At 45.3% G+C, this 21,620-nt stretch carries 20 protein-coding genes and 3 pseudogenes; 14 read left to right on the top strand and 9 right to left on the bottom strand.

Annotated elements, in window-relative coordinates:
• Nucleotides 1-44: 44 nt before the first annotated feature.
• The 6 genes from AACQ75_RS02390 to AACQ75_RS02365 all read right to left on the bottom strand — a co-directional run bounded on the left by AACQ75_RS02390 (nucleotide 45) and on the right by AACQ75_RS02365 (nucleotide 8,766).
• Nucleotides 45-1,169 carry a PDDEXK nuclease domain-containing protein gene (locus AACQ75_RS02390; protein ID WP_170889417.1) on the bottom strand — a complete coding sequence of 375 codons (1,125 nt, stop codon included), beginning with the start codon at nucleotides 1,167-1,169 and terminating at the stop codon, nucleotides 45-47.
• Nucleotides 1,159-2,970 carry an N-6 DNA methylase gene (locus tag AACQ75_RS02385; RefSeq protein ID WP_170889416.1) on the bottom strand — a complete coding sequence of 604 codons (1,812 nt, stop codon included), beginning with the start codon at nucleotides 2,968-2,970 and terminating at the stop codon, nucleotides 1,159-1,161. The genes AACQ75_RS02390 and AACQ75_RS02385 overlap by 11 nt, the downstream gene beginning before the upstream one ends.
• A 292-nt stretch (nucleotides 2,971-3,262) precedes the next feature.
• Nucleotides 3,263-4,147 carry a DUF7281 domain-containing protein gene (locus tag AACQ75_RS02380; protein ID WP_170889415.1) on the bottom strand — a complete coding sequence of 295 codons (885 nt, stop codon included), beginning with the start codon at nucleotides 4,145-4,147 and terminating at the stop codon, nucleotides 3,263-3,265.
• Nucleotides 4,144-6,936 (bottom strand): hypothetical protein, encoded by a 2,793-nt coding sequence (locus tag AACQ75_RS02375; protein WP_170889414.1) that lies wholly within the window; start codon nucleotides 6,934-6,936, stop codon nucleotides 4,144-4,146. The genes AACQ75_RS02380 and AACQ75_RS02375 overlap by 4 nt, the downstream gene beginning before the upstream one ends.
• On the bottom strand, nucleotides 6,930-7,499 hold the full coding sequence (locus AACQ75_RS02370) for a condensin complex protein MksE (protein ID WP_088728673.1): 570 nt from the start codon (nucleotides 7,497-7,499) through the stop codon (nucleotides 6,930-6,932). Before AACQ75_RS02370 ends, AACQ75_RS02375 begins: the two co-directional genes overlap by 7 nt.
• Nucleotides 7,489-8,766 carry a hypothetical protein gene (locus tag AACQ75_RS02365; RefSeq protein ID WP_170889413.1) on the bottom strand — a complete coding sequence of 426 codons (1,278 nt, stop codon included), beginning with the start codon at nucleotides 8,764-8,766 and terminating at the stop codon, nucleotides 7,489-7,491. Before AACQ75_RS02365 ends, AACQ75_RS02370 begins: the two co-directional genes overlap by 11 nt.
• Before the next feature lie 143 nt (nucleotides 8,767-8,909).
• On the opposite strand from AACQ75_RS02365, the pseudogene AACQ75_RS02360 reads away from it, so the two are divergent.
• The 4 genes and pseudogenes from AACQ75_RS02360 to AACQ75_RS02345 all read left to right on the top strand — a co-directional run.
• Nucleotides 8,910-9,305 (top strand): annotated as a pseudogene (locus AACQ75_RS02360) (WYL domain-containing protein); the annotation flags it as partial.
• Nucleotides 9,269-9,764, top strand: a pseudogene (locus tag AACQ75_RS02355) (hypothetical protein); the annotation flags it as partial. The pseudogenes AACQ75_RS02360 and AACQ75_RS02355, both read left to right, overlap by 37 nt.
• Nucleotides 9,749-10,231, top strand: coding sequence for a helix-turn-helix transcriptional regulator (locus tag AACQ75_RS02350; RefSeq protein ID WP_170889412.1), 483 nt, complete (start codon nucleotides 9,749-9,751; stop codon nucleotides 10,229-10,231). The pseudogene AACQ75_RS02355 and the gene AACQ75_RS02350, both read left to right, overlap by 16 nt.
• 114 nt (nucleotides 10,232-10,345) lie before the next feature.
• Nucleotides 10,346-10,468 (top strand): annotated as a pseudogene (locus AACQ75_RS02345) (integrase); the annotation flags it as partial.
• Between the two features lie 16 nt (nucleotides 10,469-10,484).
• On the opposite strand, the gene AACQ75_RS02340 reads toward AACQ75_RS02345, so the two are convergent.
• The 3 genes from AACQ75_RS02340 to AACQ75_RS02330 form a co-directional block, all read right to left on the bottom strand.
• The gene (locus tag AACQ75_RS02340) at nucleotides 10,485-11,042 is read right to left on the bottom strand and encodes a hypothetical protein (RefSeq protein ID WP_013857463.1); all 558 of its coding nucleotides are present in this window, start codon (nucleotides 11,040-11,042) and stop codon (nucleotides 10,485-10,487) included.
• Nucleotides 11,043-11,330: 288 nt separating this feature from the next.
• Nucleotides 11,331-11,483, bottom strand: a complete 153-nt coding sequence (locus AACQ75_RS02335; RefSeq protein WP_013857464.1) for a hypothetical protein — start codon at nucleotides 11,481-11,483, stop codon at nucleotides 11,331-11,333.
• Nucleotides 11,484-11,582: 99 nt separating this feature from the next.
• Nucleotides 11,583-11,978, bottom strand: coding sequence for an ACT domain-containing protein (locus AACQ75_RS02330; RefSeq protein ID WP_170889411.1), 396 nt, complete (start codon nucleotides 11,976-11,978; stop codon nucleotides 11,583-11,585).
• A gap of 251 nt (nucleotides 11,979-12,229) precedes the next feature.
• Here AACQ75_RS02330 and AACQ75_RS02325 point away from each other — a divergent pair, with 251 nt between their 5' ends.
• From AACQ75_RS02325 to dagF, 10 genes are all read left to right on the top strand, one after another.
• A complete protein-coding gene (locus tag AACQ75_RS02325; protein ID WP_047688972.1) occupies nucleotides 12,230-12,817 on the top strand; it encodes a class I SAM-dependent methyltransferase in 588 nt (195 codons plus the stop codon).
• Nucleotides 12,814-15,741 (top strand): DEAD/DEAH box helicase family protein, encoded by a 2,928-nt coding sequence (locus AACQ75_RS02320; protein WP_170889410.1) that lies wholly within the window; start codon nucleotides 12,814-12,816, stop codon nucleotides 15,739-15,741. Before AACQ75_RS02325 ends, AACQ75_RS02320 begins: the two co-directional genes overlap by 4 nt.
• A 294-nt stretch (nucleotides 15,742-16,035) precedes the next feature.
• Nucleotides 16,036-16,398, top strand: a complete 363-nt coding sequence (locus AACQ75_RS02315) for a transcriptional regulator (protein ID WP_228209387.1) — start codon at nucleotides 16,036-16,038, stop codon at nucleotides 16,396-16,398.
• Nucleotides 16,389-16,757 carry an SFCGS family glycine-rich protein gene (locus AACQ75_RS02310; protein WP_017045611.1) on the top strand — a complete coding sequence of 123 codons (369 nt, stop codon included), beginning with the start codon at nucleotides 16,389-16,391 and terminating at the stop codon, nucleotides 16,755-16,757. Before AACQ75_RS02315 ends, AACQ75_RS02310 begins: the two co-directional genes overlap by 10 nt.
• The gene (locus AACQ75_RS02305) at nucleotides 16,754-17,047 is read left to right on the top strand and encodes a DUF4312 family protein (RefSeq protein ID WP_017047947.1); all 294 of its coding nucleotides are present in this window, start codon (nucleotides 16,754-16,756) and stop codon (nucleotides 17,045-17,047) included. The genes AACQ75_RS02310 and AACQ75_RS02305 overlap by 4 nt, the downstream gene beginning before the upstream one ends.
• A 24-nt stretch (nucleotides 17,048-17,071) precedes the next feature.
• Nucleotides 17,072-17,848 carry a DUF4311 domain-containing protein gene (locus AACQ75_RS02300; protein WP_017045612.1) on the top strand — a complete coding sequence of 259 codons (777 nt, stop codon included), beginning with the start codon at nucleotides 17,072-17,074 and terminating at the stop codon, nucleotides 17,846-17,848.
• Nucleotides 17,849-17,858: 10 nt separating this feature from the next.
• Nucleotides 17,859-18,506 carry a DUF4310 family protein gene (locus tag AACQ75_RS02295; protein WP_064624573.1) on the top strand — a complete coding sequence of 216 codons (648 nt, stop codon included), beginning with the start codon at nucleotides 17,859-17,861 and terminating at the stop codon, nucleotides 18,504-18,506.
• A gap of 45 nt (nucleotides 18,507-18,551) precedes the next feature.
• On the top strand, nucleotides 18,552-19,715 hold the full coding sequence (locus AACQ75_RS02290; protein ID WP_212755066.1) for an amidohydrolase/deacetylase family metallohydrolase: 1,164 nt from the start codon (nucleotides 18,552-18,554) through the stop codon (nucleotides 19,713-19,715).
• Nucleotides 19,699-20,823 carry a DgaE family pyridoxal phosphate-dependent ammonia lyase gene (locus AACQ75_RS02285; RefSeq protein WP_170889408.1) on the top strand — a complete coding sequence of 375 codons (1,125 nt, stop codon included), beginning with the start codon at nucleotides 19,699-19,701 and terminating at the stop codon, nucleotides 20,821-20,823. The genes AACQ75_RS02290 and AACQ75_RS02285 overlap by 17 nt, the downstream gene beginning before the upstream one ends.
• Nucleotides 20,814-21,560 (top strand): 2-dehydro-3-deoxy-phosphogluconate aldolase, encoded by a 747-nt coding sequence (gene dagF / locus AACQ75_RS02280; RefSeq protein ID WP_094166393.1) that lies wholly within the window; start codon nucleotides 20,814-20,816, stop codon nucleotides 21,558-21,560. The genes AACQ75_RS02285 and dagF overlap by 10 nt, the downstream gene beginning before the upstream one ends.
• Nucleotides 21,561-21,620 lie beyond the last annotated feature (60 nt).

Raw genomic sequence — 21,620 nt, 5'->3', positions numbered from 1 at the left:
AATTCTCCTCAACCGCCTTTTCTAACTCAAACCCGAGGCATCGCTTAATTACCTTCATTCTGCTCTCCTTGTAAGTTTTCAATCAGTTTGAGTTCGCGTTGTATTTCTTGTTGCAGTTGTTGTTCTGTGGGGAGGTGCAGCATATATTTTGAGGCAAAAATCTGTTTGCGATCATTGAGTACCGAGTATTTGGCTACGGCTTCGTTTTTTTCGGCGCAGAGAATAAGGCCAATGGTTGGGTTGTCGCCTTTGCTGGTGTATTGGTCGTCAAATAAACGAATATAACCGTCCATTTGCCCGACATCGGCATGAGTGAGTTCGGTCATTTTTAAATCAATCAGTACGTAGCATTTTAAAATGCAGTGGTAAAACACCAAGTCTACGAATAAGTCTTTATCTTCAAACTGTAGGCGTTTTTGCCGCGCTACAAACGCAAAGCCTTGGCCGAGCTCCAGTAAAAAAACTTGTAGCTGAGTCATTATGGCGCTTTCTAGGTGCGATTCGTGTAATTGTGGTAATTCTGGCAACCCTAAAAACTCTAATACATAGGGGTTTTTAAGCACTTCAATGGCTGGGGTGGCTGAGGTTATTTGCTTTCGCCCTTGCGCAATTAAGGCGTTCGGGTTTTGGCTGGCCAGTATGCGCTGGTAATATTGCGAGTTTATTTGCCGCTCTAAATCGCGCTTATCCCAGCCAGACGCTGCGGCTTCTTGTTCATAAAAGTCACGTGCTTGGGCGTCTTTCACCTTCATTAAGGCGCGATAATGCGACCATGACAGCTTTGCCGAAAACGCACTTTCTCCACCCGCTGGGTGGGTAATGGCGAGTAACTGGGTAGATTCTCCACCCGTTGGGTGAGGGATCGGTATTCTGTCTGGGTAGGTTAAATAAAATTGGCGAAAGTACCAAAGGTTGGTGGCCGAAAACCCTTTGCCATAATTGCGATTTAAACGGGCTGACAGGGCTTCGATCACTTGTTTGCCGTATTCTGCTCGCTGTTGACCTTGTTGTAATTGCAGGACAATTTCTCGCCCTATCAGCCAATTAGCCAGTACGGTATTGTGGTTGACTGAGCGAACGACATTGCTACGCGCCTGTTCAAGTATGCTCACTACTCGTTCAAACAGGGGCGAAAGCTGTTGTTCAAGCGTGGACAGCTCAGAGCTCATAACCAATCCCCGCTAGGTTTTCTTTAATTGCCTTTTCTAGTCGGTCAGATTCTTCAAACTGCGCTTTTAATTGTGCGGTTAAGCGCTGCATTTTATCGGCGAATGGCTCGCTGTCTTCCTCGGCATCGGCGGCACCGACGTAGCGCCCTGGCGTTAATACGAAATCGTGCTTTTGCGTGTCTGCCAGCTTGGCGCTGAAGCAAAACCCTTTTTCGTCTTCGTAGCCAGTACCCGATTGCCACGCGTGAAAAACATTGGCGATTTTGGCGATATCATCGCTGGTAAAGTCGCGCAGTACTCGGTCTTTCATAAAGCCAAGGTTGCGGGCATCAATAAACAGGGTTTCGCCACGGCGGTCACGTTTGCCTTTTTGTGTTGCTGAGCTGCCGCCTTTTTTGTTTTTGGTTAAAAACCAAATACAGGCAGGTATTTGGGTATTGGTGAATAGTTGGCCGGGTAGTGCCACCATACATTCAACCAGATCAGCCTCGATAAGTGCTTTGCGAATTTCACCTTCGTTGTTGGTATTGGAGCTCATGGAACCATTAGCGAGTAATAGACCCATTGAGCCGTTATCGTTAAGGTGGTGCAGCATGTGTTGTATCCAGCCGTAGTTGGCATTGCCTTGCGGCGGTGTACCATATTTCCAGCGAATATCGCCCTCTAATTTAGCGTGCCACCAGTCTTTGATATTAAACGGTGGGTTGGCCATTACAAAGTCTGCACGCAAGTCGGGGTGTTGATCATCTAAGAAGGTATCGGCGTTTTTTTTACCAAAGTTAAAGTCAATGCCGCGAATGGCCATGTTCATAGCAGCGAGCTTCCAAGTAGTGGGGTTGCTCTCTTGACCATAAACAGAAATATGTTTGCGCTGCTCTGCTGCGTTGTAATGTTTATCTGCCGCATGCGCTTCGATGAACTTATCGTTACTGACAAAGAAGCCACCGGCCCCCATTGCAGGGTCATAGACTCGGCCTTGATAAGGCTGAAGCATTTCAACGATCAGGGTAACGATGCTTTTGGGCGTATAGTACTGGCCGCCTTGTTTGCCTTCTGCTAATGCAAATTGCCCAAGGAAATACTCATAGACATGGCCCAAAATATCTTTGCTGTGTAAATCTAACTTTTCGCCGTTGTACTCTGGGTTACGGAAGCTGGTATCGGAAAACTTATTGATAAGTTCAGTAAGGTTGTAATTGTCTACTTCATAACGAGAAATATTAGGTAAAACACCTTTGAGTTTCTCATTCGCTAACTTGCCACCTATTTTGTAGGTTTCGATTAACTCTAACGCATAGTCAAGCAACCAAGAAATTGAGGTCAAGCGCCTAGTTGTAACAGGATCTCGTGTTTTATCTTCATTATTGGCCCTTATCTCAGTGGCTTCGGCTTCACTTATTTCCTTACCAGCATGTTCTAGCCACAATACCGAACCGATAGATAGTGCGGCTGTATTCTTTAAATATTCCCAGCGTGAACGTTTTGGAACCCAGAACACGTTTTTTTCTTGGTAGTATTCATGCAGTTCTAACTCTGCATTGACCGCATCGTTGTATTCTTCGTCAGAGGCGTAATCTTCACGAGGCATGAAATAAATGTTGTCGTCGCTGCTGTCTTCGGTAAACAAAGTGCGCAGTTCTTGTTGGCGCTCTTCAAAAGCGTCTGACACATACTTTAAGAAGATGATGCCTAGCACGACGTGCTTATAGTTGGCGGCGTCTAAAGCATTACGTAATCTTTCTGCTGATTTCCAAAGCTTATCGTCGAGTTCATTTAGGAACTGCTGTTCTGAATTGTTCATGTTCTTCTCTATGCTGTGACGCTATCGAAACCAGGCGCAATCTAAAGGTTACCGATACCGTATAAATTTTGATCATTATCAACCAAAATTGCGTTTTAAAATCGTGGTTATCAATTTCACTGGATGAAAATTAAGCTAAATTTCCAACATGTTAGCTCTACACGATAAAGTCGAAAAATTTCTTGGTGAGAGAATATGAAAAAACAGATCCGTGGGCAATGTTCTAGGTATGGTTATGAGATTGTGCGCTTAATCTCTGGTCAAAAACGCTGAACTTATCGGTATTATTCAGTTAAAGCGCACTATTTAGCCAAACCACTTCTTGTTCTAAGGCCAACCCCTGCCGCTTCATTGTTTGTATAAGTGCTTTTAACTCATTTTCCTGTTCGAGCCATTGGCCAGCATTACGCTCAAAGGATTCAAACTCTCGTGCAGTGTCAATCCAGAGTTTATTATGGCCATAGCGAGTTAATAAGGTGCGCCAATTCGGCATCAGCCAAAAAGTGGCTCTTTCTCCGAGCTGCTCTTTTAAGCGGCGGTAATTGTTCAGCCCCACTCCATCATAATCAGCAAATAAATAGATTAATGGCGACCGCTGCGGGGCGGCCAACCAATCGATCAACTTATTGTGCAATTGGCCGCGATACCAAATCACGCTGGTGGGCTCCGAAGTGGGTAGCCAATCAAGCCTATCAAACAGCTCTTGGTTCTCCACGAGCCAGATAGGATGTTCGCTGTACAGTGAATAATTTTTGTCGCCGCCGATTTCTAGCGCAGCAACGCCAAATTCTTCACTCGCCCGTTGTAACTGTTCCGTAGCCCTATCTCTGTCATACCAATTCGGCTGCCCTCGGGTCTTAATGAATACATGAGTAACATCGTGGGTGATTCTTCCCTGTTTACTGCTTCGAGTGCTGGCGATATTCGCTGCTCTTGGCGGAATCGATAATGGTAAGTATTGATGTGGCGACAATTGCTGTAGAGTCACGGTCACGACGGCTAAGTCTTCAATGCGGTAGGCGACGCCTCTACCGCTAGGCGTCATTCGCACGCTGTGAGTCTTTCGGCAAAATTCGTCGAGTTGCCTTTTCTGCGCAGTCGTCATTGTGCTCGCTGCAATCGAGTCTGGATGTGCATTCATGAGCCGTTTTAAGGCGGCAATCAATGGTTGGCTCACTGTGATACCTCCGCGATTGGCTGAGTCACAATAGGACTTTCGATCGGCGACAATAGCTGCCAGCTATTACGGCTTATGACGTTTTTGCCATTTACTTGGTGAATTGGCACACAATACCGAGCGGTGGTTAACGGTGCCGGCGAGGCAAAAATTAACGCGAAGCCAAATTGCTCGGCTATCTCGATTAAGTTGGCTTGATTCTTGGTATCTAATGCTAACGCCTCGTCCAAATAACAGACCGCTTTCATTTGGTGGCGTTTGTCTTGCATTAGGTGCAGCATGGCAAGGCCGGTGACTAACTTCGCCATCAATACCGTGCCGTTAGACGCTGCGCTATCAATATCTTCAAAAGACTCTTGCTGCTGCCCCTGCTTTGCCACGACAAACTCAAGCCTAAATAAGTCTGCGACTCTTAATCCTTGGCGAGCATTGCCCTCTTCAATTAACGTATTTTTCGCCCGCTCTAGATCTGCATCATCTAAAATGCTCGCTTGATCGAACAAATCGAAACTTTGCCCCGAATCTGTCTGCTCTGCTTGCTGTATAAGTACATTAATCGCATCTACGAGCAGACTCTCTTCAACTGGTTCAATTTTGAATGTTTTGAGATCTGATAACTGCCTGTGACTGATTAGCCGATTGAACTCTTTCATTTTACTTTGCAAAGCAAGCAGACCACTGCGTAACTCCCTTAAGCTCGCTGTCACATTAACCACCGCAGAACGTGCTTTTCTCTCTAACGCTTGCTTTTCGTCGTCTAAACAATGGCTAAATTGAATGATGCCTTTTAGCTCTTCGTCTTGAGTGGATGCCATTTGAAACTTTGTGAGCCCTTTCTGAGCTAACTCATTTTTCATTTGGCGTAGCTCTTTAGAAAGGTTATCCAGTTCCCGACAATCGTTGATGAACTGTTCAAGACGAATGGGGAGAAACTCCAAGCTCCACTCTTCGGTTGCTATCCATGGGGTATGAGGCTGTTCCGACAACGCCGTAAACAAGGATTGATCATCCATTCTTTGTTCTTTGAGCACCTCAACACGGTTATTATCTGAAGTTAACTTAATGAGCTTTTCCGAAGTCTTGTTGATTTGTTCTGTCAGCGCTTGATTGCGTTCCTTAGCACTTGCTAAAGCATGATTAATCGCTGCGATCTCTTGCTCGATTTTGGCTTTTTCTTCTCTACGTTGAGACTGACTAGCGGTGAGTTGCTCAAGTTGCTGATAATCAATGAGCGCCTTTTCACACTCTTTCACAGCGCGGTGCAACTCGTTCTTTTTCTTTTCCGCCAAATCCCTTTGCTGACTGACCTCTAGCAGCTCTATGAGGCTATTTATCTGCAGATTGACACTATCTAGCTCTTCCACCAGCTCTTGTTCGGTCTTTTGAACATGTTGAGGAATGAGCTCATCAAGGGATAAAGTTAAACCAGAAAGAGTGAGCGACGGCGCAGCTTCACCACTCAGCACTTCTCGAAGCTGATTGATATCGAGTGAATAATGCGAGGGTGAACGCTGCATCACTTGCTGACTCAGTACTTTGTTCAGTTTTTCTAGCTCATGCACTTTGAGCAATTTGGATAGATGAAGATACAAGTTATCGTCTAGGGTTTGCCGTTGCGTTTCCAACCTTTGGCGCTTTTCTGTCCGTTCTTTTAACTGTTTGGCTAAATCTGATGAAGAAGAGCGTTGCGATTGAATACATAGCGCTGCCTGTTCTTCATAACTTTGTTTTGCTCGGTTGAGCTGGCTCTCTAAGTAAGCTTGATTCGGAATCAACGCAAAGCGAGCTTGAAGCTCTTGGTGCTGCTCTTCGATACGTTTTAGATCAGTGAGCTTGTTGTTTAACCCACTGCGTGTTTCAGCACGATCAATATCTTTGTTATGCAACTGATCTTGCTCTTCTTCAAGCTGATGCTTCTGTGCTGATAATTTTTCTCTCGTTGTTTGAACGTGTCCGTGCCAATCTTGCAATAATTGGTTAACTTTAGGTTGCGCTGACGCAATTTTGCCTCTTAGGGACAATGTACGCTGAAATTTATGCTCCAACTCTTCGATGGCCGCAAGATTATTCACCGCCGCTAGATACTGCTCCCGCTCTAAGTTGATATCCTGAAATGCCTTCTCCCATTCTTGCTTAAAATCGATACTCGCATTGGGCAGCTCACGGCTAAATATCTTGAGCAAGTAGTCTTTTACATCGCTGGAATTGAGCTTATCCAATCTGAGCGTTTTGGTGAGCACTTGCTGGAAAGAACGTGCATCACTTACGTGTTCAAGCTTGAATACCGTAAAGTCGATGTCACCGCTCCTCTTACTCTTTGCACCACCGTAAATCAAATGGCGGAAATCTCTTTCATTGTATTGATAGACTCTGTGCTGATGGCTGGCTAGATGGTTGACCAGTTTGGGTTGGGTAACAATATGGCCATCCACCAAACGGTAATCATCCAGGTTTAATTCGCCTTTGTAGGCAAAGTATTCATAATCGTGGCCTACGCCTTTACCAACACAGCCGAAAACAACCGTTCCGGTTTGAGGAAGTATGACTTCAAGCAGGATGTATGCGCTGTTGTTTGGGAAATAGAAACGACGTGCTTTTTCGACGCTATGAGAACCAAAGTCCATTCTTCTTTGGTCAATGATCAGTAGAAACTGGAGGGCGTTGATTAAACTGGTTTTACCGTGATTATTTGGTGCGATTAACGACACAGAATCATCCAGTGGAAGTTCTGCTCGCTGATATCCAGCACTGCCAATTAATGCGAGACGCTGAAAGCCGTAATTTAGCATGATTCACTTTCCTCATCAGTGATTACATCGCTGACAGAAGCTTGATCGGTAATCGCCTCAAAGTGGTCTAAGTAACGATATACCGAAGGTAATAAGCGCCAGTGGTTGTTTTCTTGAATCGCAAAGCCTTTTCGCACCGCATTTTCGAGGATTTTTACTAATGCACCTTGATCTAACTCTTCTGCATCCAACAATCCTTGATGCTTTTCATAGACCTCATTTAGCACTTTATTGTCAATGGCCCACTGGTAAAACTGGCTCAAAGAACGACCAGTATCCGCTTGGTAGTCAAAAATCACCATAAGCAAAAGCGCCAGCTGTCGCGATTGCTTATTGATGTTTTGAGTCCCCTCATCGTCATGAAACCAAGCAAAACCACGCCCATCGATACGTAGCTCAAACCCTAGGTTAGAAAATAGATGTCGATACTGTTCCGATTGCTGTTCGAGTTCATACCACAGAGCTGCATCTGTCGAACGGTTCAGGTGTCGACCTGAATTGAATAAGTTGAACAGTTCTGTGAGATGTGTCAGCTCGGTTAAGTCGAGTTTACTATTTTGCATTATCCATATCCTTTGCACTTGTTGAGTGAGTCAAGGTCGTTAGTTGATGAGGATGATAAGTGACAGAGACGGTGCTGAGCGCTGTAGTACAAGGATTTGTACCCAAAAGGCTTTGCCATTGTGGTTCTCGCACCAGTTCATGATAGAGACGGAGTAATTCTGTATCAGGTAAATAGCGATAGTGTGTACTTAACCAAGTCATGAGATTCTCGACCGGCAATGCTTCTGCAAGTTGTTCACGCAATCGCTGTTCATCGATCCAATTCACTAAGAGGCTATCAGAGAGCTCTTCTTCGTCCGGAAAAGGAATAGAATTAGGTTCAAAACTCAAAAATTCAGCCATCAGTTCACGCACTTCGTTCCCAATCTGAATTTTACTGGTACGACTGGTTTTCCATAATGGTAAGCCGACTGCATTTAGCCCTCGCACTAGCCCCTTCTTACGAACTTGGCTTATTTGCTTGCTAATCACAGCAGAAAGCTGGTTATGTAGCCTCGCTTCCTCTCTCAGCGGTAACAAGGTATCTGCACATTGCTGAGCGATGATCCGCCCTTGGTATCGAAGATCTTTGACTTGATAAGCAATCTGACGCATTGCTAACCTTTGTTGATACAAAGAACCACGAATAGCCAGAGTATCAACGGCTTTGTCTAGTGCTTCTTCTGCTTTTTCCAACAATGGATAGAAACTGCCCCCAAGACCGCTATCCATCATTTCATTCATGGGTTCAACGTATTGGTCATACACTTCTAATACTTCACGATAGCGGCGTTCAATTGGCACACTGGTGTCTGCTGACTTAGCCGCTTCAGCAATGTCAAAAATGGCTTGCTTGTCTTGTGTTAATTGTTGGGCAATCTTTCTCGTCAACTCTGACAATTGGTTAGCGCCTGAACGCAGTAAATCATTATCGGTGTCTTCAAGTCCCTTTAATACTTGACCAGTGGCGTTTTTGATTGCTTCAACACGGGCTTTAAGTACCGCAGACAAACCAAGCTCGTGCTCCTGGGTCAAGCCACGTACAAAATCCACCACCAACGTGTTGATCTGATAATCACTACTTCTGCTGATAGGCTGCAAGATGTCCGCGTTGATAAGACTAGTCAGCACGGTGTTAGTATCTGCATCTTTGTTTTTATACTGGTTTATCACTTGTTCGAGGATGCGAAGTTCAAACGCGGGGAACTCTCGTGAAAGCCGGGCTAACTGCTCAACCACTTCCCAGTGACGGTGTAATTGAAAAACAAGACTTTTAGGGGAAACCATCTCTCTACCTTATCCACAAAGTTCTAGACTTTGATTCACCAAGACTATGCATAGATTGAAACTAAACTCATAATGTCTACTTAATGGCGACAGGTAAATACTGAATACATAAACATATCGAATAACTAGACAGGAATCTAACAATGAGTGCATGGCCAATTCGATGGGATCTGCTGTTTCGATACCGAATGATTGAGATTATTGCGTTATGGAAAGGTCGCTTAACCACCAATCATCTGATCCAGAGCTTTGGTATCGGGCGTCAACAAGCTTCCAAAGACATCAATACTTATCTTGCGGAGATTGCACCTGGCAACTTAGTTTACGATAAGTACCTCAAAGGCTATAAACCCAGTGATAGCTTTAGCCCTAAACTCACCTCCGGCCATGCCGATGAATACTTGCATATTCTTTCGCGTAGTGAGGATATGACGGTCACTTTTAATGAGCTCGATATGGGCTTTGAACATTCCACTATGGTTCGCCCAGTAACACGCAACATTTCGTCACAAGTATTACGTCCTTTGGTGCAAGCAGTAGACGGTACTGGATTAAATACCTAGATATTGAAGACCTTAGTTCAGATGAACAAGACTATGTTTTGCTCAAGTTTGGCACGATGTCGCCTATTGGCAACTTAAGAATAAAAGACTCTCTTCCAGAACGCTACGAAGTCGCAGACAACCTCTACTTCTCTGTTGATGATGTTAAAAATAGAGCAGGTGATTTCCTCGACTATGCACAGCAAAGAGGGGCAACCACTACAGAAAGCCCCACTAGAGGTTGGCGGAACTTACGACTTCGTCGGAATAGCGGACACCTTATCTGATCTCGTGCCAAAGGAAGTGTTATTACAAGAGCTAGCGATTACTGCAAGTAAATGCGTAGGCCTAAAGCAGAGACTCGCTTTACGAGGAGTGCTAGAACAAATCTTGGAGATGCCAGCCGTTGGCTTTAATCATATATCAGAAAAGCTCACTAAATGGGGGCTGCTATGAATAAGCCAAGCAATAAGGAGTCAGTACAAGATACGGTGGCTCGCCTAAGAGCAAACCGAAATCAACAGCAGACCAAGACTGGGAAGAATGCAACTCATTCGATCAAAGAGCGAACACAACTCGATACGCCAACGAGATCGAAAGCCTCAAAAAACGCCAAAGCAGTCAGTGCATCGGAACGCAAAACCGAAGCGAACAAAATCATCAAGCAACTATTACTTGGTGAGCTTACACAAGGTCAAGCGTTGAAAAATTTACGCATTAATATACTGGGACTCAAACAGGATGTGTTCGCAAGACTTGTCGATGTTTCAAGAAAAACACTCTCAGATATAGAGAATGATCGGGGCAGCTACAATACAGAGATTCTCAACAAGGTATCCAAACCATTTGGCTTAAAAGTCGGACTGCTCCCCTCTTCTCCCGATGCGTTAAAATCGCTATTGATAGATGGTGAGGATGGGTAAAATGCTCAGTATCAGCGCTCTTGATTTAGATTAAGTTGCTATAACAAGCTAACATTTTAAAGTGAGTTGGAAATATATGGACGCGGGTTTAGTTCCTTTTGAAGCAGGAAATTGATGATTTTACCAAGTAGCTCTAAATAATGGCAGCTCAATGACTATCGCTTAATAAATAGAAGGCGCGCCAATCTCAACTTAGGACGCCACCCTGATGTTTCTCTTGTACAAATGCGGAGGTCAGTTTACACACCCGCAGTTATGCATTCGTTTGTTGCTGATGGGTAGCGACTGTCGTGAGTTTATCGGCGCGGAAAAGCTTGTAAGCCATAATGCCAATAACCAACGCTTTGATAATCATCATTTGTGGGTTACCGAAATAGGCAGCCATACCAACAAACCCCGATAAGAACATGAGCAAACGGAACCTTTTCAGGTCAGTCATATACAGTGCCAACAAAATTAACGCGAGATCGCCAAACTGCAAGGCTTCGGCAAGTGTGGGGTTATTGATAAAGCTGCTTACGGCCACATAAGCAATATAAAGAATACCGCTCGCCATCAAAGCCGCAGCAGAATTGATCACCATTTTGCTGGTGTTAGTAAAATCTTTCACATATCGATATGCGTTAATGGCACCAACCGACAGGTTAAGGATGACTTTAGGCCACCAGCCCATCAAAATTGACCAAGCAATGTCATTCGCAGCCGAAGCAAATGCAGCATAGCGAGTAAACTTCATCGAATTAAAAATAGTGAGTGATATATAGAATGCGACAGATGTCCATCCTAATACTTCGCGTAATATATCAAGCAAAATACGATCTCTTTTTACATAGAATCATCATCCACAACAATGAAACTATCTGCTACTAATAAGGCCAGTAGTGGTTTATAAACCCACCACCTAACCGTTGGGCGCAGGATAATATCACGGCATTCGGTATAAATCCTAGAAAAGACTCTTATCAATACACGCTTATCCTCGAAAATATGTTTCTCAATTTTGGAAACAAAAATGCAAACTCAACAAACGCATCACCACTCCCCTTTTGACACATTCAATCATCCCTGAATGAAAATTAACTGACGTACGCTAACTCATTCAGCGAGGAGAACGAACCGCAACCACTTTCGTCTCAATCAACTGGTAACGAATCCCAGCTTGGTCAAACGACTGGCGCAGCGCCGTTAAATTCCGGTGATAGGTCACTTGCCGACCAGATGCCGTCTTCACTTTCATTACCATATTACTCATACACTTATCCTCTACACTTAACCGATTGGTTGCATCAAACTATGCTATTTTGAATATTTATCACCAAACAACTTGGAGTTGCAGGTAGCAAGGAAATCATTATTGTGCGAACTCTTTGAGTGCCGCCATCGCCTTTTCTGCCTTCTCTTTTTGCACAAAAATATGGTCATGATAATAGCCCGCCATCACATTAGCGCTGATGCCATACGAAGCTAGCTTAGTTGCAAAAGCGGCCGTTAAACCCACCGCCTCTAAACTTGAATGAACCGTCAACGTAATTAAGCTGAATACCGATTCAAAATCGAGCTGCGCCGCAACGGCCTTTTGCTGCTCAACGACCAAGGTCAGCCCTTCACGCTCTTGAAATGTCGCCACGGGTTCTAAATGCAAATAATCGGCTAATGCCCCTTGCACAGTACAAAACACATAACTTCCGCCCACCAACTCGGGTGACATGGATTGCAGTAAAACCTCTAAATCAGTAATCGCTGTCATATTTTTCTTTCTCATTCAAATTGAAGCCGAAGTGCAGAGTAAAGCCCTCTGTGGAATAAGTGAAATTAATAATATTAATGGTTAATTAGTCATTCTTATTGAATAGAACATCACTTGAGTTCTATGGCGACTTTAGGCTAGCTGTCTGCGCACGAAAAACTTAAAACAACTCAGTTGATCACACTTGTACTGCAATCAATTGAGCCTTTGGTATTAGATAGTTAGAATAGCGTTCACTTTGAGGAGCGATTATGTCTATCGAGTTCTACAACCAAAATGCCCAACTGTTTTTTGCATCAACCAAAGAAGTAGATACCCATTCGCTGATGGAACACTTTACGCCCCATATACCAAAAGGGGGCATCATCCTTGATGCTGGTTGTGGTTCTGGCAGAGATGCAAAAAGTTTCATTGAGCAGGGTTATAAAGTGGTGGCATTTGACGCCAGTGAAGAATTAGCAAGCTTAGCATCTCAACTGCTTCAAATTCCGGTCACCGTTTCAACCTTTGCTGATTTTCAAAGTGATCAATCTTTTGATGGTATTTGGGCTTGCGCATCGTTACTGCATGTTGGTGAGTTGGATCTTCCAGATACCTTTACTCATTTAGCTTCTCAGCTAAAACCATTAGCCCCTCTATATTGTTCTTTTAAATATGGGACAGGGGAAGTGGAACGTGATGGCCGTCGATTTACCAACGGTGATGAACAACGTTTAGCACAATGGATCGCTCATGCCCCATTGAATATGGCAAAAATCTGGATAACCAATGATTTAAGAGCGGATCGCCAAAACGAACAGTGGTTGAATGCTATTTTAATAAAAAGTGAAGAGCGATGAGCGCTCATAGAAACAAGGGTCTGGCCACTTTATATAACGGCCCAAAATTAAGTGCGGGAGGGAAACAAGACCCGCTACTTCCTAAGTTAATCCAAGCCATTAACCACGCTAGTGAAATAGAGATCTCGGTTTCTTTCGTTCAACCTTCCGGATTGGATTTACTATTTGACCCTATTCTTGACGCTCTAAAAAGTGGAGCCTCACTCAAATTACTGACTTCGGACTATCTAGCAATAACCCACCCAGTCGCATTACGACGCCTTATGATATTGGCGGAACGTGGAGCGCAATGCCGTATTTTTACTTGTGAAAGTCAACATAGCTTTCATATGAAATCCTACATTTTTGTTAAAACAGAACAAGGGACCATCAGTGAAGGGTGTGCTTGGGTCGGTTCAAATAACATCAGTAAAACAGCATTACTACAAAGCTATGAGTGGGCTTTACGCCACGATTTTGAGCAACCAGCCACTTCACCCGCAGCGCAAGAATTTGAATATATTCGTGAGCAGTTTTCAGCTATTTTTTCTCATGAACAGAGTATGACTCTCTCCCATCACTGGATAGACGACTACTTACTGCGCTACAAAAAACTGTCAATGCAACGTTCATTAACACTGTTGGATGGAGCCGATGAAGCACCGGAGATACCTACCCCAAACTCAATGCAAGTGTTGGCTTTATCAGCGCTAGACCAGAGCCGTGAGCAAGGCTATGTACGTGGCTTGGTTGTCTTAGCGACTGGAATGGGAAAAACATGGTTAGCCGCTTTTGATGCTCAACAGATGCAAGCAAAACGCGTCTTGTTTGTTGCCCATCGAGAAGAGATTCTGACTCAAGCTGAAAGCACATTTAGTAAATTAATACCTAACGCTAAAACTGGCTTATACAACGGAGCTGAAAAAACAGAGAAAGCTGATTATCTTTTTGCTTCAGTCGCCACCTTAGGTAAAAAAGCGCAGTTAGCGCGCTTCAAAGCCGATGATTTTGACTATATTGTTGTCGATGAATTTCATCACGCGAGTGCACGTAGTTACCGAGATTTACTCGCTTATTTCCAACCAGCGTTTCTTTTAGGCTTAACCGCAACACCCGAGCGCTCTGATCAAGCCGATATATTATCGCTTTGCGACAACAATTTAGTGTTTGAGCGTAACTTGGTGCATGGCATTGATGAGAAAATTTTAGTGCCATTTCATTACTACGGTATTTACGATCAATTCGTCGATTATCAAGAAATCCCTTGGCGCAATGGTAAATTTGACCCCACAGCTTTGGACAGTGCATTTGCAACCAAGCAGCGTGCCGAACATATTTATCAACATTGGTTTGGCAGAAAACAACAGCGCACATTAGCTTTCTGTATTTCTAAACGTCATGCCGATTACATGGCGAAATACTTTTCCAAACAAGGCATTCGCGCTATCGCCGTCTATAGTGACTCTCGAATACGTCGAAACGACGCCCTAAAACAGTTGAATGAAGGAAGTATCGACATTCTTTTTTCTGTCGACCTGTTCAATGAAGGAACCGATCTACCAGCGATTGATACCATTTTGATGATTCGTCCCACCGAATCAAAAATACTCTTTTTACAGCAATTAGGCCGCGGTTTGCGCCAATCTCCGAGTACAGGTAAACAGCAATTAATGGTGTTAGATTTTATCGGTAATCACTCTTCATTTTTAAATCGGCCCGCAACCCTACTCAATGTGGGTTCACTGAAAGAAATAGTCAAAACGACCAACCAAACCACTTCGTTAGCGGCCGGTTGCTATGTCAACTTTGATCCACAACTGCTGCAATTTTGGCAAACCTTAGCAAAACAGATACGTTCAACTGCGGCTGAAGATTACCAAGATCTCAAGCATCAACTCGCACACCGACCAAGCGCCGCCGAATTTTTCCACCATGGCTATGATCTCAGTAAAGTACGCCGCTCGATGAAAAGTTGGTTTAGGTTCGTGGCAGACCAAGAAAGTGACTTAGCACTGACTCAACGACTGACGAAATATGACGAGTTTTTGCTCAAAGCAGTCGAAATCACAGCGATGAGCAAATGCTTTAAAGCCGTTTTACTTGAAGCACTATTAGAGCTTGATGGTTTGAGAAAGCCCCCAACATTGAATGAGCTAGCGATTCAAAGTCATAAAGTGTTATCACGTAGACCTGATTTGATGCGACGAGATCTCACCGAACAAGCCAAGCAATTTAGCGCCACAGGATCCGAATGGCTAAATTACTGGAATCGAAACCCAGTCAAAGCGTTTACAAGCCCAGACTCTTCTGGCCATGCATGGTTTAAGGTGGATAATCATCGCTTTGTACCCACTTTTGCTGTAGACAATGCCGATTTGCCACAGCTTCATGATTTTATTCAAGAACTTGTCGATTTGCGCTTTGCCGAATACATACAGCGAGTCAGTAAGCAAGAAGCACACTCAAACTCGAAGCCAATCCAAACTTCGGCAAAGATCCTTCCGTTGCCAAACCAAGCAGGCGAAAAAGGTACCTATTTGCCCCTCTACCCCGATCTAAAAATTGCTTGCGGTCATTTCAAGCAAGGTAGTCATGATACTCAAGAGCAATATTTAGTCGCCGCTGGTTACGGTAAGCTTGATCCAACAAGACATTTCATTGCCCCCGCTTCAGGTAACTCAATGAATGGAGGTAAAAAACCGATTCAAGATGGTGATTTACTACTACTTGAATGGGTCACACCAAAGAGCGCAGGTTCAATTTCTAATCTGGTCATGGCGATTGAAACTCAAGATGAAACGGGTGATAACCACTACTTGCTACGCGTAGTACGCAAAATAGGACCAAACCATTATCAGCTTGAGGCACAAAACGCTGACTACGCTCCTATGCTCGCAACCGACAGCATGCGTACTTTTGCTCGGCTCAAAGCCATCCTCCGTTAATATTGCATGCTTCCTGACGCTCGATTGGGGAAATAAACATAAAACCAAAATAACCACCAGTTATTTTGTGACAGGCAGCAAATAAAGAGACGATAAATTTGCGCTTAAAATAGCGATTCAAATCACCTTTTCAGCGCATTTACTCCCATAAATCTTCTTCACACATCACATAAAACCGCGCGAATGTTACTGGCCACGGTTTATTTCCATTTGGAAGTGGAAATAGGGCTTATCCACCCTTGCTCCCTTTTACGCTATTTTCTTCTCCAAGCTAAACATTTGGAGAATCCCACGGTGCAAAACTCTCAACCCATTAGCATGGATGATGCACAGATTATAGAGCTTGGCTTGTCGCTCACCGAACGAGCCATTGCCTTGCTTAATTCACACGCTATCTACCCCGATTCGCTACAGAAAAAAATGCTCGAAACACACATCAAAGCGATGGTTTGGCGCTCATTTAGCGGTGAATCGTTACCTGAACTCGATATGGAGATGTTTGATGAAATCTCTCCTATTTGTTTCACCTTGGCCGAGCAAGTGTGTCGTTGGATGGAGAACCTCGCTTATGAAGAAGCGCATCTGCTTTCGGTCCATTTTGAAGTAGCTAAAGAAAACGAATTAAACCCAACAGCAGGAGAAACAACATGTCAGTAATCAAAGTCGTTATTGGTGATCGCATGGGCAAAGGTCAGAAAGTAGGAGCAGGTGCTCAAGCGGCAGGCGCTGAAGTGACCGTTATTCCCGGCATGGCCGCAGACATGAAGCTAGGTGATGTCATGCATCAGCAGCAAGCCGATTTAGGGATCTCTTTTTGCGGCAGCGGCGGCGCTGGTGCTATCACAGCGCAAACAAAATATGGCTATCAATGCCGTTATGGAATGCGCTCTGTTGAGGAAGGGATAACCGCGATCAATGAAGGCTGTGTGGTTTTGGGTTTCGGCTTTATGGATAAAGAAGAGCTGGGCGAAAAACTGGTGAAGGCGTTTGTGGCTAAGCATGGCATCAAAGCATGAAAGAGCAGTTAACCACTAAGGTAACTGTGAGTGGCAAGGGCGAAACAAAGCAGCAGGCTTTTGCCGCGGCTTTAAGCCAAGTACAACCCACGTTACTTAAGAATAACGCAAAAGTCCTCCTCCGGATTGAGCCGTTAGACGTCAACGTTTTGCAAGCAGAAGAGAAAGTAACGCGAGAGAAATTCCTTTTCTTCTTTCTTGCAAGAGATCGACGCCAATACAGCGTCAAGCTAGAGGTTACGGTCAGCCTGACCCACATCGATGTGGAACAGGTCGATTTCAAACGTTAACAGGTCACTATAAGGATCCCTGACATGTTTCTTATCATTCTCTTTAAGTCCATCATCATTGGTGGCTTAGTCGGTATCGGCGTTGGAGTAGGCGCGGCAAGGATGTTCCATGCTCCAACTATCCAAGGTATGGGTGCATTTCGTACTCTGGGAGAGTTGAACTCGTGTGAAGGCGACCCTGCCTCTCACTTCTCTTTTGGGCTTGGATTCTTCTTTAATGCTTGGGCCTCAACGGTTGCGGCAGGGGCATTCACTCAAGATGTTGACCACCGCATCATCCCGAACTGGGGCGCGGCGGCACTGATGATAAAAAACCGCGACCTTGCCACTACCTTGCATGATCCAAAACGAATGGGTATTGCTTGCGCCATTATCGGTGCGATTGTGGTTGCGTTTCTTAACTCAACGGCGGCGGCCGTTCCTGCGGCGCTGCAAGTCACGGCAGTAAAGGTATTAGTACCAGCGGCAAACTTACTGGTGAATACCGTCATGCCGGTTATTTTCTGGCTAGCGGCAATTGAAGCGGGTAAGAAATCGGGCTTTTGGGCCACTATCTTTGGTGGTTTAGCTCAGATGATTATGGGCAACGCCGTTCCTGGTTTGGTGCTGGGTATTTTGATTGGTAAAGGTGTTGAAGAGAGTGGTTGGAACAAAGTAACCCAGATCATGATGGCGGCGATTATTGCACTGTTTGCGTTAAGTGCTTTCTTCCGCGGGTTCGACATGAAATTTATCGAAGCTTTTCATATGCAAGTTCCTTTGTGGCTTGAAAATATCCATCTCATGATCAGTGGTAAATAAGGAGTTGACCATGGACGAAAAAATGAAAAACAACTTTTGGTATGCCGACTGGTCTTTCCCGATTTTTGTGGGATTGCTTTCAGCCGGGGTTTTTGCCGGAACGCACATGTACTACTTATACGGTGTCGGTGCTTTTAACGAAGTGGCGTTTGTTTCCATGCTGCGAGCAGGGATGGATACAGGCGCGTACGGTGCGGTGGCCGCTTTTGGTGCAAGCTTTCTGTTTGCTCGCATCATTGAAGGTTCGCTCGTGGGCATTTTGGATATCGGTGGCGCAGTGCAAACCGGTGTGGGTTTAGGGATTCCAGCTTTACTACTGGGTGCTGGCATTGTTTATCCTCTTGAAAATTTCACCGCTTCGTTAATCACAGGCATGCTCGCTGGTTTGGCGATTGGTGGCTTAATTGTGCTGGCACGTAAATTCACCATTAACCAAAGCGATTCAACCTACGGGGCTGATGTGATGATGGGAGCAGGCAATAGCTCCGGCCGTTTTCTTGGACCATTGATCATTTTATCTGCGATGGCCGCTTCTATTCCAATTGGGATCGGCTCTCTAGGTGGCGCATTGATTTTCTATGTGTGGGGTAAACCGATTACGGGTGGTGCAATTCTCGGAGCGATGGCGTTAGGAGCTCTTTTTCCTATCGCACTGTAAAACAAGCTGGGGTTTAAATTCTACTGATAATCGCTCTTCGCGCCGATGAGCGAAGAGCGTGAGATACAAATTATGTATGACATCCTGATCAAAAATGCCCAACAAGCGGGTGGGTCTAGTATCGATATCGCCCTTCAGGGCAACAAAATAGCGGCGGTGGGCGATCTTGCTGGTTCATTGGCAAAACAGACCGTCGATTTAGATCATGACGTTTTTGTGAGTGCTGGTTGGATTGACGGCCACACTCACTGCTATCCGAACTCGCCGATTTATAACGACCACCCCGATAACGTTGGGGTGTCAGGTGGCGTGACGACTGTCATTGATGCGGGCAGCACAGGCGCAAACGATGTGGATGATTTTGCACAGCTTGCAGCGCAATGCACAACCCATGTGCGAGCTCTACTGAATATCTCGAAAATTGGCTTGTTGCGCCAAAATGAACTGGCCGATGCCAACGACATTGATCTGGATAGCGCAAAGCAAGCGCTGCTTCGTCATCCCGAATTTATTGTCGGCTTAAAAGCACGCATGAGCGGTAGTGTTGTCGGCCACAATGGCTTAATGCCACTTCATGCAGCCAAAGCATTACAGCAGCAATGCGGCTGCGTTCCATTGATGGTGCACGTTGGTAATGCACCGCCAGATTTGGATGAGATTGTCGCTCTGCTGGGCAAAGGCGATATTCTCACTCACTGCTTTAATGGCAAGCCTAACCGCATTCTTGATTGTCATGGGGAGATAAAAAGCAGCGTTCAGCAGGCCAGAGCTCGAGGCCTGAAACTTGATATCGGCCACGGCAGTGCCAGTTTCAGTTTTGAGGTGGCTGAGCAGGCCATCGCACAAGGGATTTTGCCCGATACGATCAGTTCTGACATTTACTGTAAGAACCGGCTCAATGGCCCGGTTTACGGTCTTGCCCACCTGATGTCGATGTTTTTTACGCTCGGATTATCCCATGAGCAGATCATTGAGCGCGTGACGAGTCAAGCAGCGCAAGCACTTCGCCTAGCGAAAAAGGGGCACTTAATTGCAGGCTATGATGCCGATTTAACGCTCTACACCATCAATAAAGCGTCGGTTAACTACACCGATACTCATCACCAGCATCGAACTGGACAACAGAGATTTACGCCTCTTGCTGCCATTATTGACGGCAAGCTTGTATTGACTGAACAAGGACAACAGCATTATGTCTTCCATTCTTGAAAAATATCACTTGAAACAGGTGATCAACGCATCTGGCCGTATGACAGCTCTTGGTGTTTCCACTCCTCAGCCCGAAGTGGAGCAGACTGTCTGTTTTGGGATGAACAACTACTTTGAAATGAGCGATTTGGTGAACAAAACTGGCCAATATATTGCTCGTTTGCTGCAAGTTGAAAATGCGGTCGTCGTCTCATGCGCTTCAGCGGGAATTGCGCAGAGTGTCGCGGCAGTCATTGTGCGTGGTAACCCTTATCTGCTTGAGCATCTGCATGCAAAAACGCACCCGATCGCAACGGATATTGTGATCCCCAAAGGGCATAACGTCAATTATGGCGGCCCGGTTGGTACCATGGTAAATCTTGGCGGCGGTAACCTGATTGAGGCCGGTTGGGCTAATGAATGCAGCGCAGAACAATTAGCCGCGGCGATCACCCCCAATACCGCCGCCATTCTCTACATTAAATCGCACCATTGTGTGCAAAAAAGCATGTTAACCGTGCCACAAGCGGCCAAAGTGGCTCAAGACCACCAGCTTCCACTGATTGTTGATGCGGCAGCAGAAGAGGATCTGCAACTCTATTATCAGCAAGGGGCTGATCTGGTGATCTACAGTGGTGCGAAAGCGATTGAAGGCCCAACCAGCGGTTTAGTGATTGGGAAACATCAATATGTGGAATGGGTTAAGCAGCAATCTGCAGGGATTGGCCGTGCGATGAAAGTCGGTAAAGAAGGCATTTTAGGCCTAACGCATGCCATTGAGTTGTACTTAAGCCGCCAACCAGAAACCGGCCAACAAATGGTGGATAAAATGACGCCATTTATCGAGGGGTTAAACCGTATTGAAGGGATAAGCGCGCGCGTGGTTTGGGACAGTGCAGGCCGAGATATCGCACGTGCAGAAGTGAGTTTTGATGCCAAACAATTTGGTATCAGCGCTAATCAAGCCGTCACACGCCTCCAAAATGGTAACCCAGCGATTTACTGCCGCGCTTACAAATCCAATGAAGGTTCGGTGGAATTTGATGTCCGCAGTGTTTCATCTCATCAACTTGAACTTATTCTTAGCGCCATGAACCAACTGAATCAGGAGTCATTAGAATGTCTTTAAGCCCTAATTTTTACGCTGACCGTGTATGTCTCAATGTGCTGGCGGGCTCTCATCATAATGCGATTGAAGTCTACCAAGCCGCAGAAGGCCATGTGTTGGTTGGTATGCTCTCGAAAGATTACCCAGATACCGCAAGCGCTGCGGCTGATATGAAAGCGTGCGCTGAAAAAATCGAGAATGCTTTATCGATTGGCCTTGGCGCAGGGGATCCGAAACAATCGGATATGGTGACGGCTTTAGCCGGAATACTACAACCTCAGCATGTCAATCAAGTCTTTACTGGTGTCGGGGCTACGCGTCAAGCGCTAGGTCAACATCACACTATCGTGAATGGTTTGATTTCACCATCAGGCACTGTTGGCTTGGTTAAAATCTCAACTGGCCCGAAAAGTTCCGGCATGGAAGAAGCGGTTGTTCCCGTTGATACGGCGATTGCCATGTTGCAAGATATGGGCTGCAGCTCAGTCAAATTCTTCCCAATGCAGGGGCTAAAATGCAAAGCTGAGTACCAAGAAGTTGCCAACGCCTGTGCTCGTCATCACTTTTGGTTAGAGCCAACGGGTGGTATTGATCTAAACAACTTTGAAGAGATTTTACGCATCGCTCTCGATGCTGGGGTCGAAAAAGTCATTCCACACATTTATAGCTCAATCATCGATGAGAAAACCGGACAGACTCGCCCCGAGGATGTGAAAACCCTGCTGGCCATGACTCAAAAACAACTGGCACATTCATAACACCGACGCCGGAGCATGTGCTCCGGCATAACAAAGCGTTGGCTATCTATTGCCTTTTAG

It is taken from the genome of Vibrio sp. B1-2, from assembly GCF_963888445.1.
GTDB classification, from domain to species: Bacteria; Pseudomonadota; Gammaproteobacteria; order Enterobacterales; family Vibrionaceae; genus Vibrio; species Vibrio anguillarum.
The sequence above is the reverse complement of the archived record's forward strand: the minus strand, read 5'-3'. Positions and strand labels throughout refer to the sequence as shown.

Excerpts from the sequence above, each read along its gene's own strand:
- AACQ75_RS02390 (WP_170889417.1), bottom strand. The coding sequence starts at position 1,169 with ATGAGCTCTGAGCTGTCCACGCTTGAACAACAGCTTTCGCCCCTGTTT.
- AACQ75_RS02385 (WP_170889416.1), bottom strand. The coding sequence starts at position 2,970 with ATGAACAATTCAGAACAGCAGTTCCTAAATGAACTCGACGATAAGCTT.
- AACQ75_RS02375 (WP_170889414.1), bottom strand. The coding sequence starts at position 6,936 with ATGCTAAATTACGGCTTTCAGCGTCTCGCATTAATTGGCAGTGCTGGA.
- AACQ75_RS02370 (WP_088728673.1), bottom strand. The coding sequence starts at position 7,499 with ATGCAAAATAGTAAACTCGACTTAACCGAGCTGACACATCTCACAGAA.
- AACQ75_RS02365 (WP_170889413.1), bottom strand. The coding sequence starts at position 8,766 with ATGGTTTCCCCTAAAAGTCTTGTTTTTCAATTACACCGTCACTGGGAA.
- AACQ75_RS02350 (WP_170889412.1), top strand. The coding sequence starts at position 9,749 with ATGGGGGCTGCTATGAATAAGCCAAGCAATAAGGAGTCAGTACAAGAT.
- AACQ75_RS02335 (WP_013857464.1), bottom strand. The coding sequence starts at position 11,483 with ATGAGTAATATGGTAATGAAAGTGAAGACGGCATCTGGTCGGCAAGTG.
- AACQ75_RS02330 (WP_170889411.1), bottom strand. The coding sequence starts at position 11,978 with ATGACAGCGATTACTGATTTAGAGGTTTTACTGCAATCCATGTCACCC.
- AACQ75_RS02325 (WP_047688972.1), top strand. The coding sequence starts at position 12,230 with ATGTCTATCGAGTTCTACAACCAAAATGCCCAACTGTTTTTTGCATCA.
- AACQ75_RS02320 (WP_170889410.1), top strand. The coding sequence starts at position 12,814 with ATGAGCGCTCATAGAAACAAGGGTCTGGCCACTTTATATAACGGCCCA.
- AACQ75_RS02310 (WP_017045611.1), top strand. The coding sequence starts at position 16,389 with ATGTCAGTAATCAAAGTCGTTATTGGTGATCGCATGGGCAAAGGTCAG.
- AACQ75_RS02305 (WP_017047947.1), top strand. The coding sequence starts at position 16,754 with ATGAAAGAGCAGTTAACCACTAAGGTAACTGTGAGTGGCAAGGGCGAA.
- AACQ75_RS02300 (WP_017045612.1), top strand. The coding sequence starts at position 17,072 with ATGTTTCTTATCATTCTCTTTAAGTCCATCATCATTGGTGGCTTAGTC.
- AACQ75_RS02295 (WP_064624573.1), top strand. The coding sequence starts at position 17,859 with ATGGACGAAAAAATGAAAAACAACTTTTGGTATGCCGACTGGTCTTTC.
- AACQ75_RS02290 (WP_212755066.1), top strand. The coding sequence starts at position 18,552 with ATGAGCGAAGAGCGTGAGATACAAATTATGTATGACATCCTGATCAAA.
- AACQ75_RS02285 (WP_170889408.1), top strand. The coding sequence starts at position 19,699 with ATGTCTTCCATTCTTGAAAAATATCACTTGAAACAGGTGATCAACGCA.
- dagF (WP_094166393.1), top strand. The coding sequence starts at position 20,814 with ATGTCTTTAAGCCCTAATTTTTACGCTGACCGTGTATGTCTCAATGTG.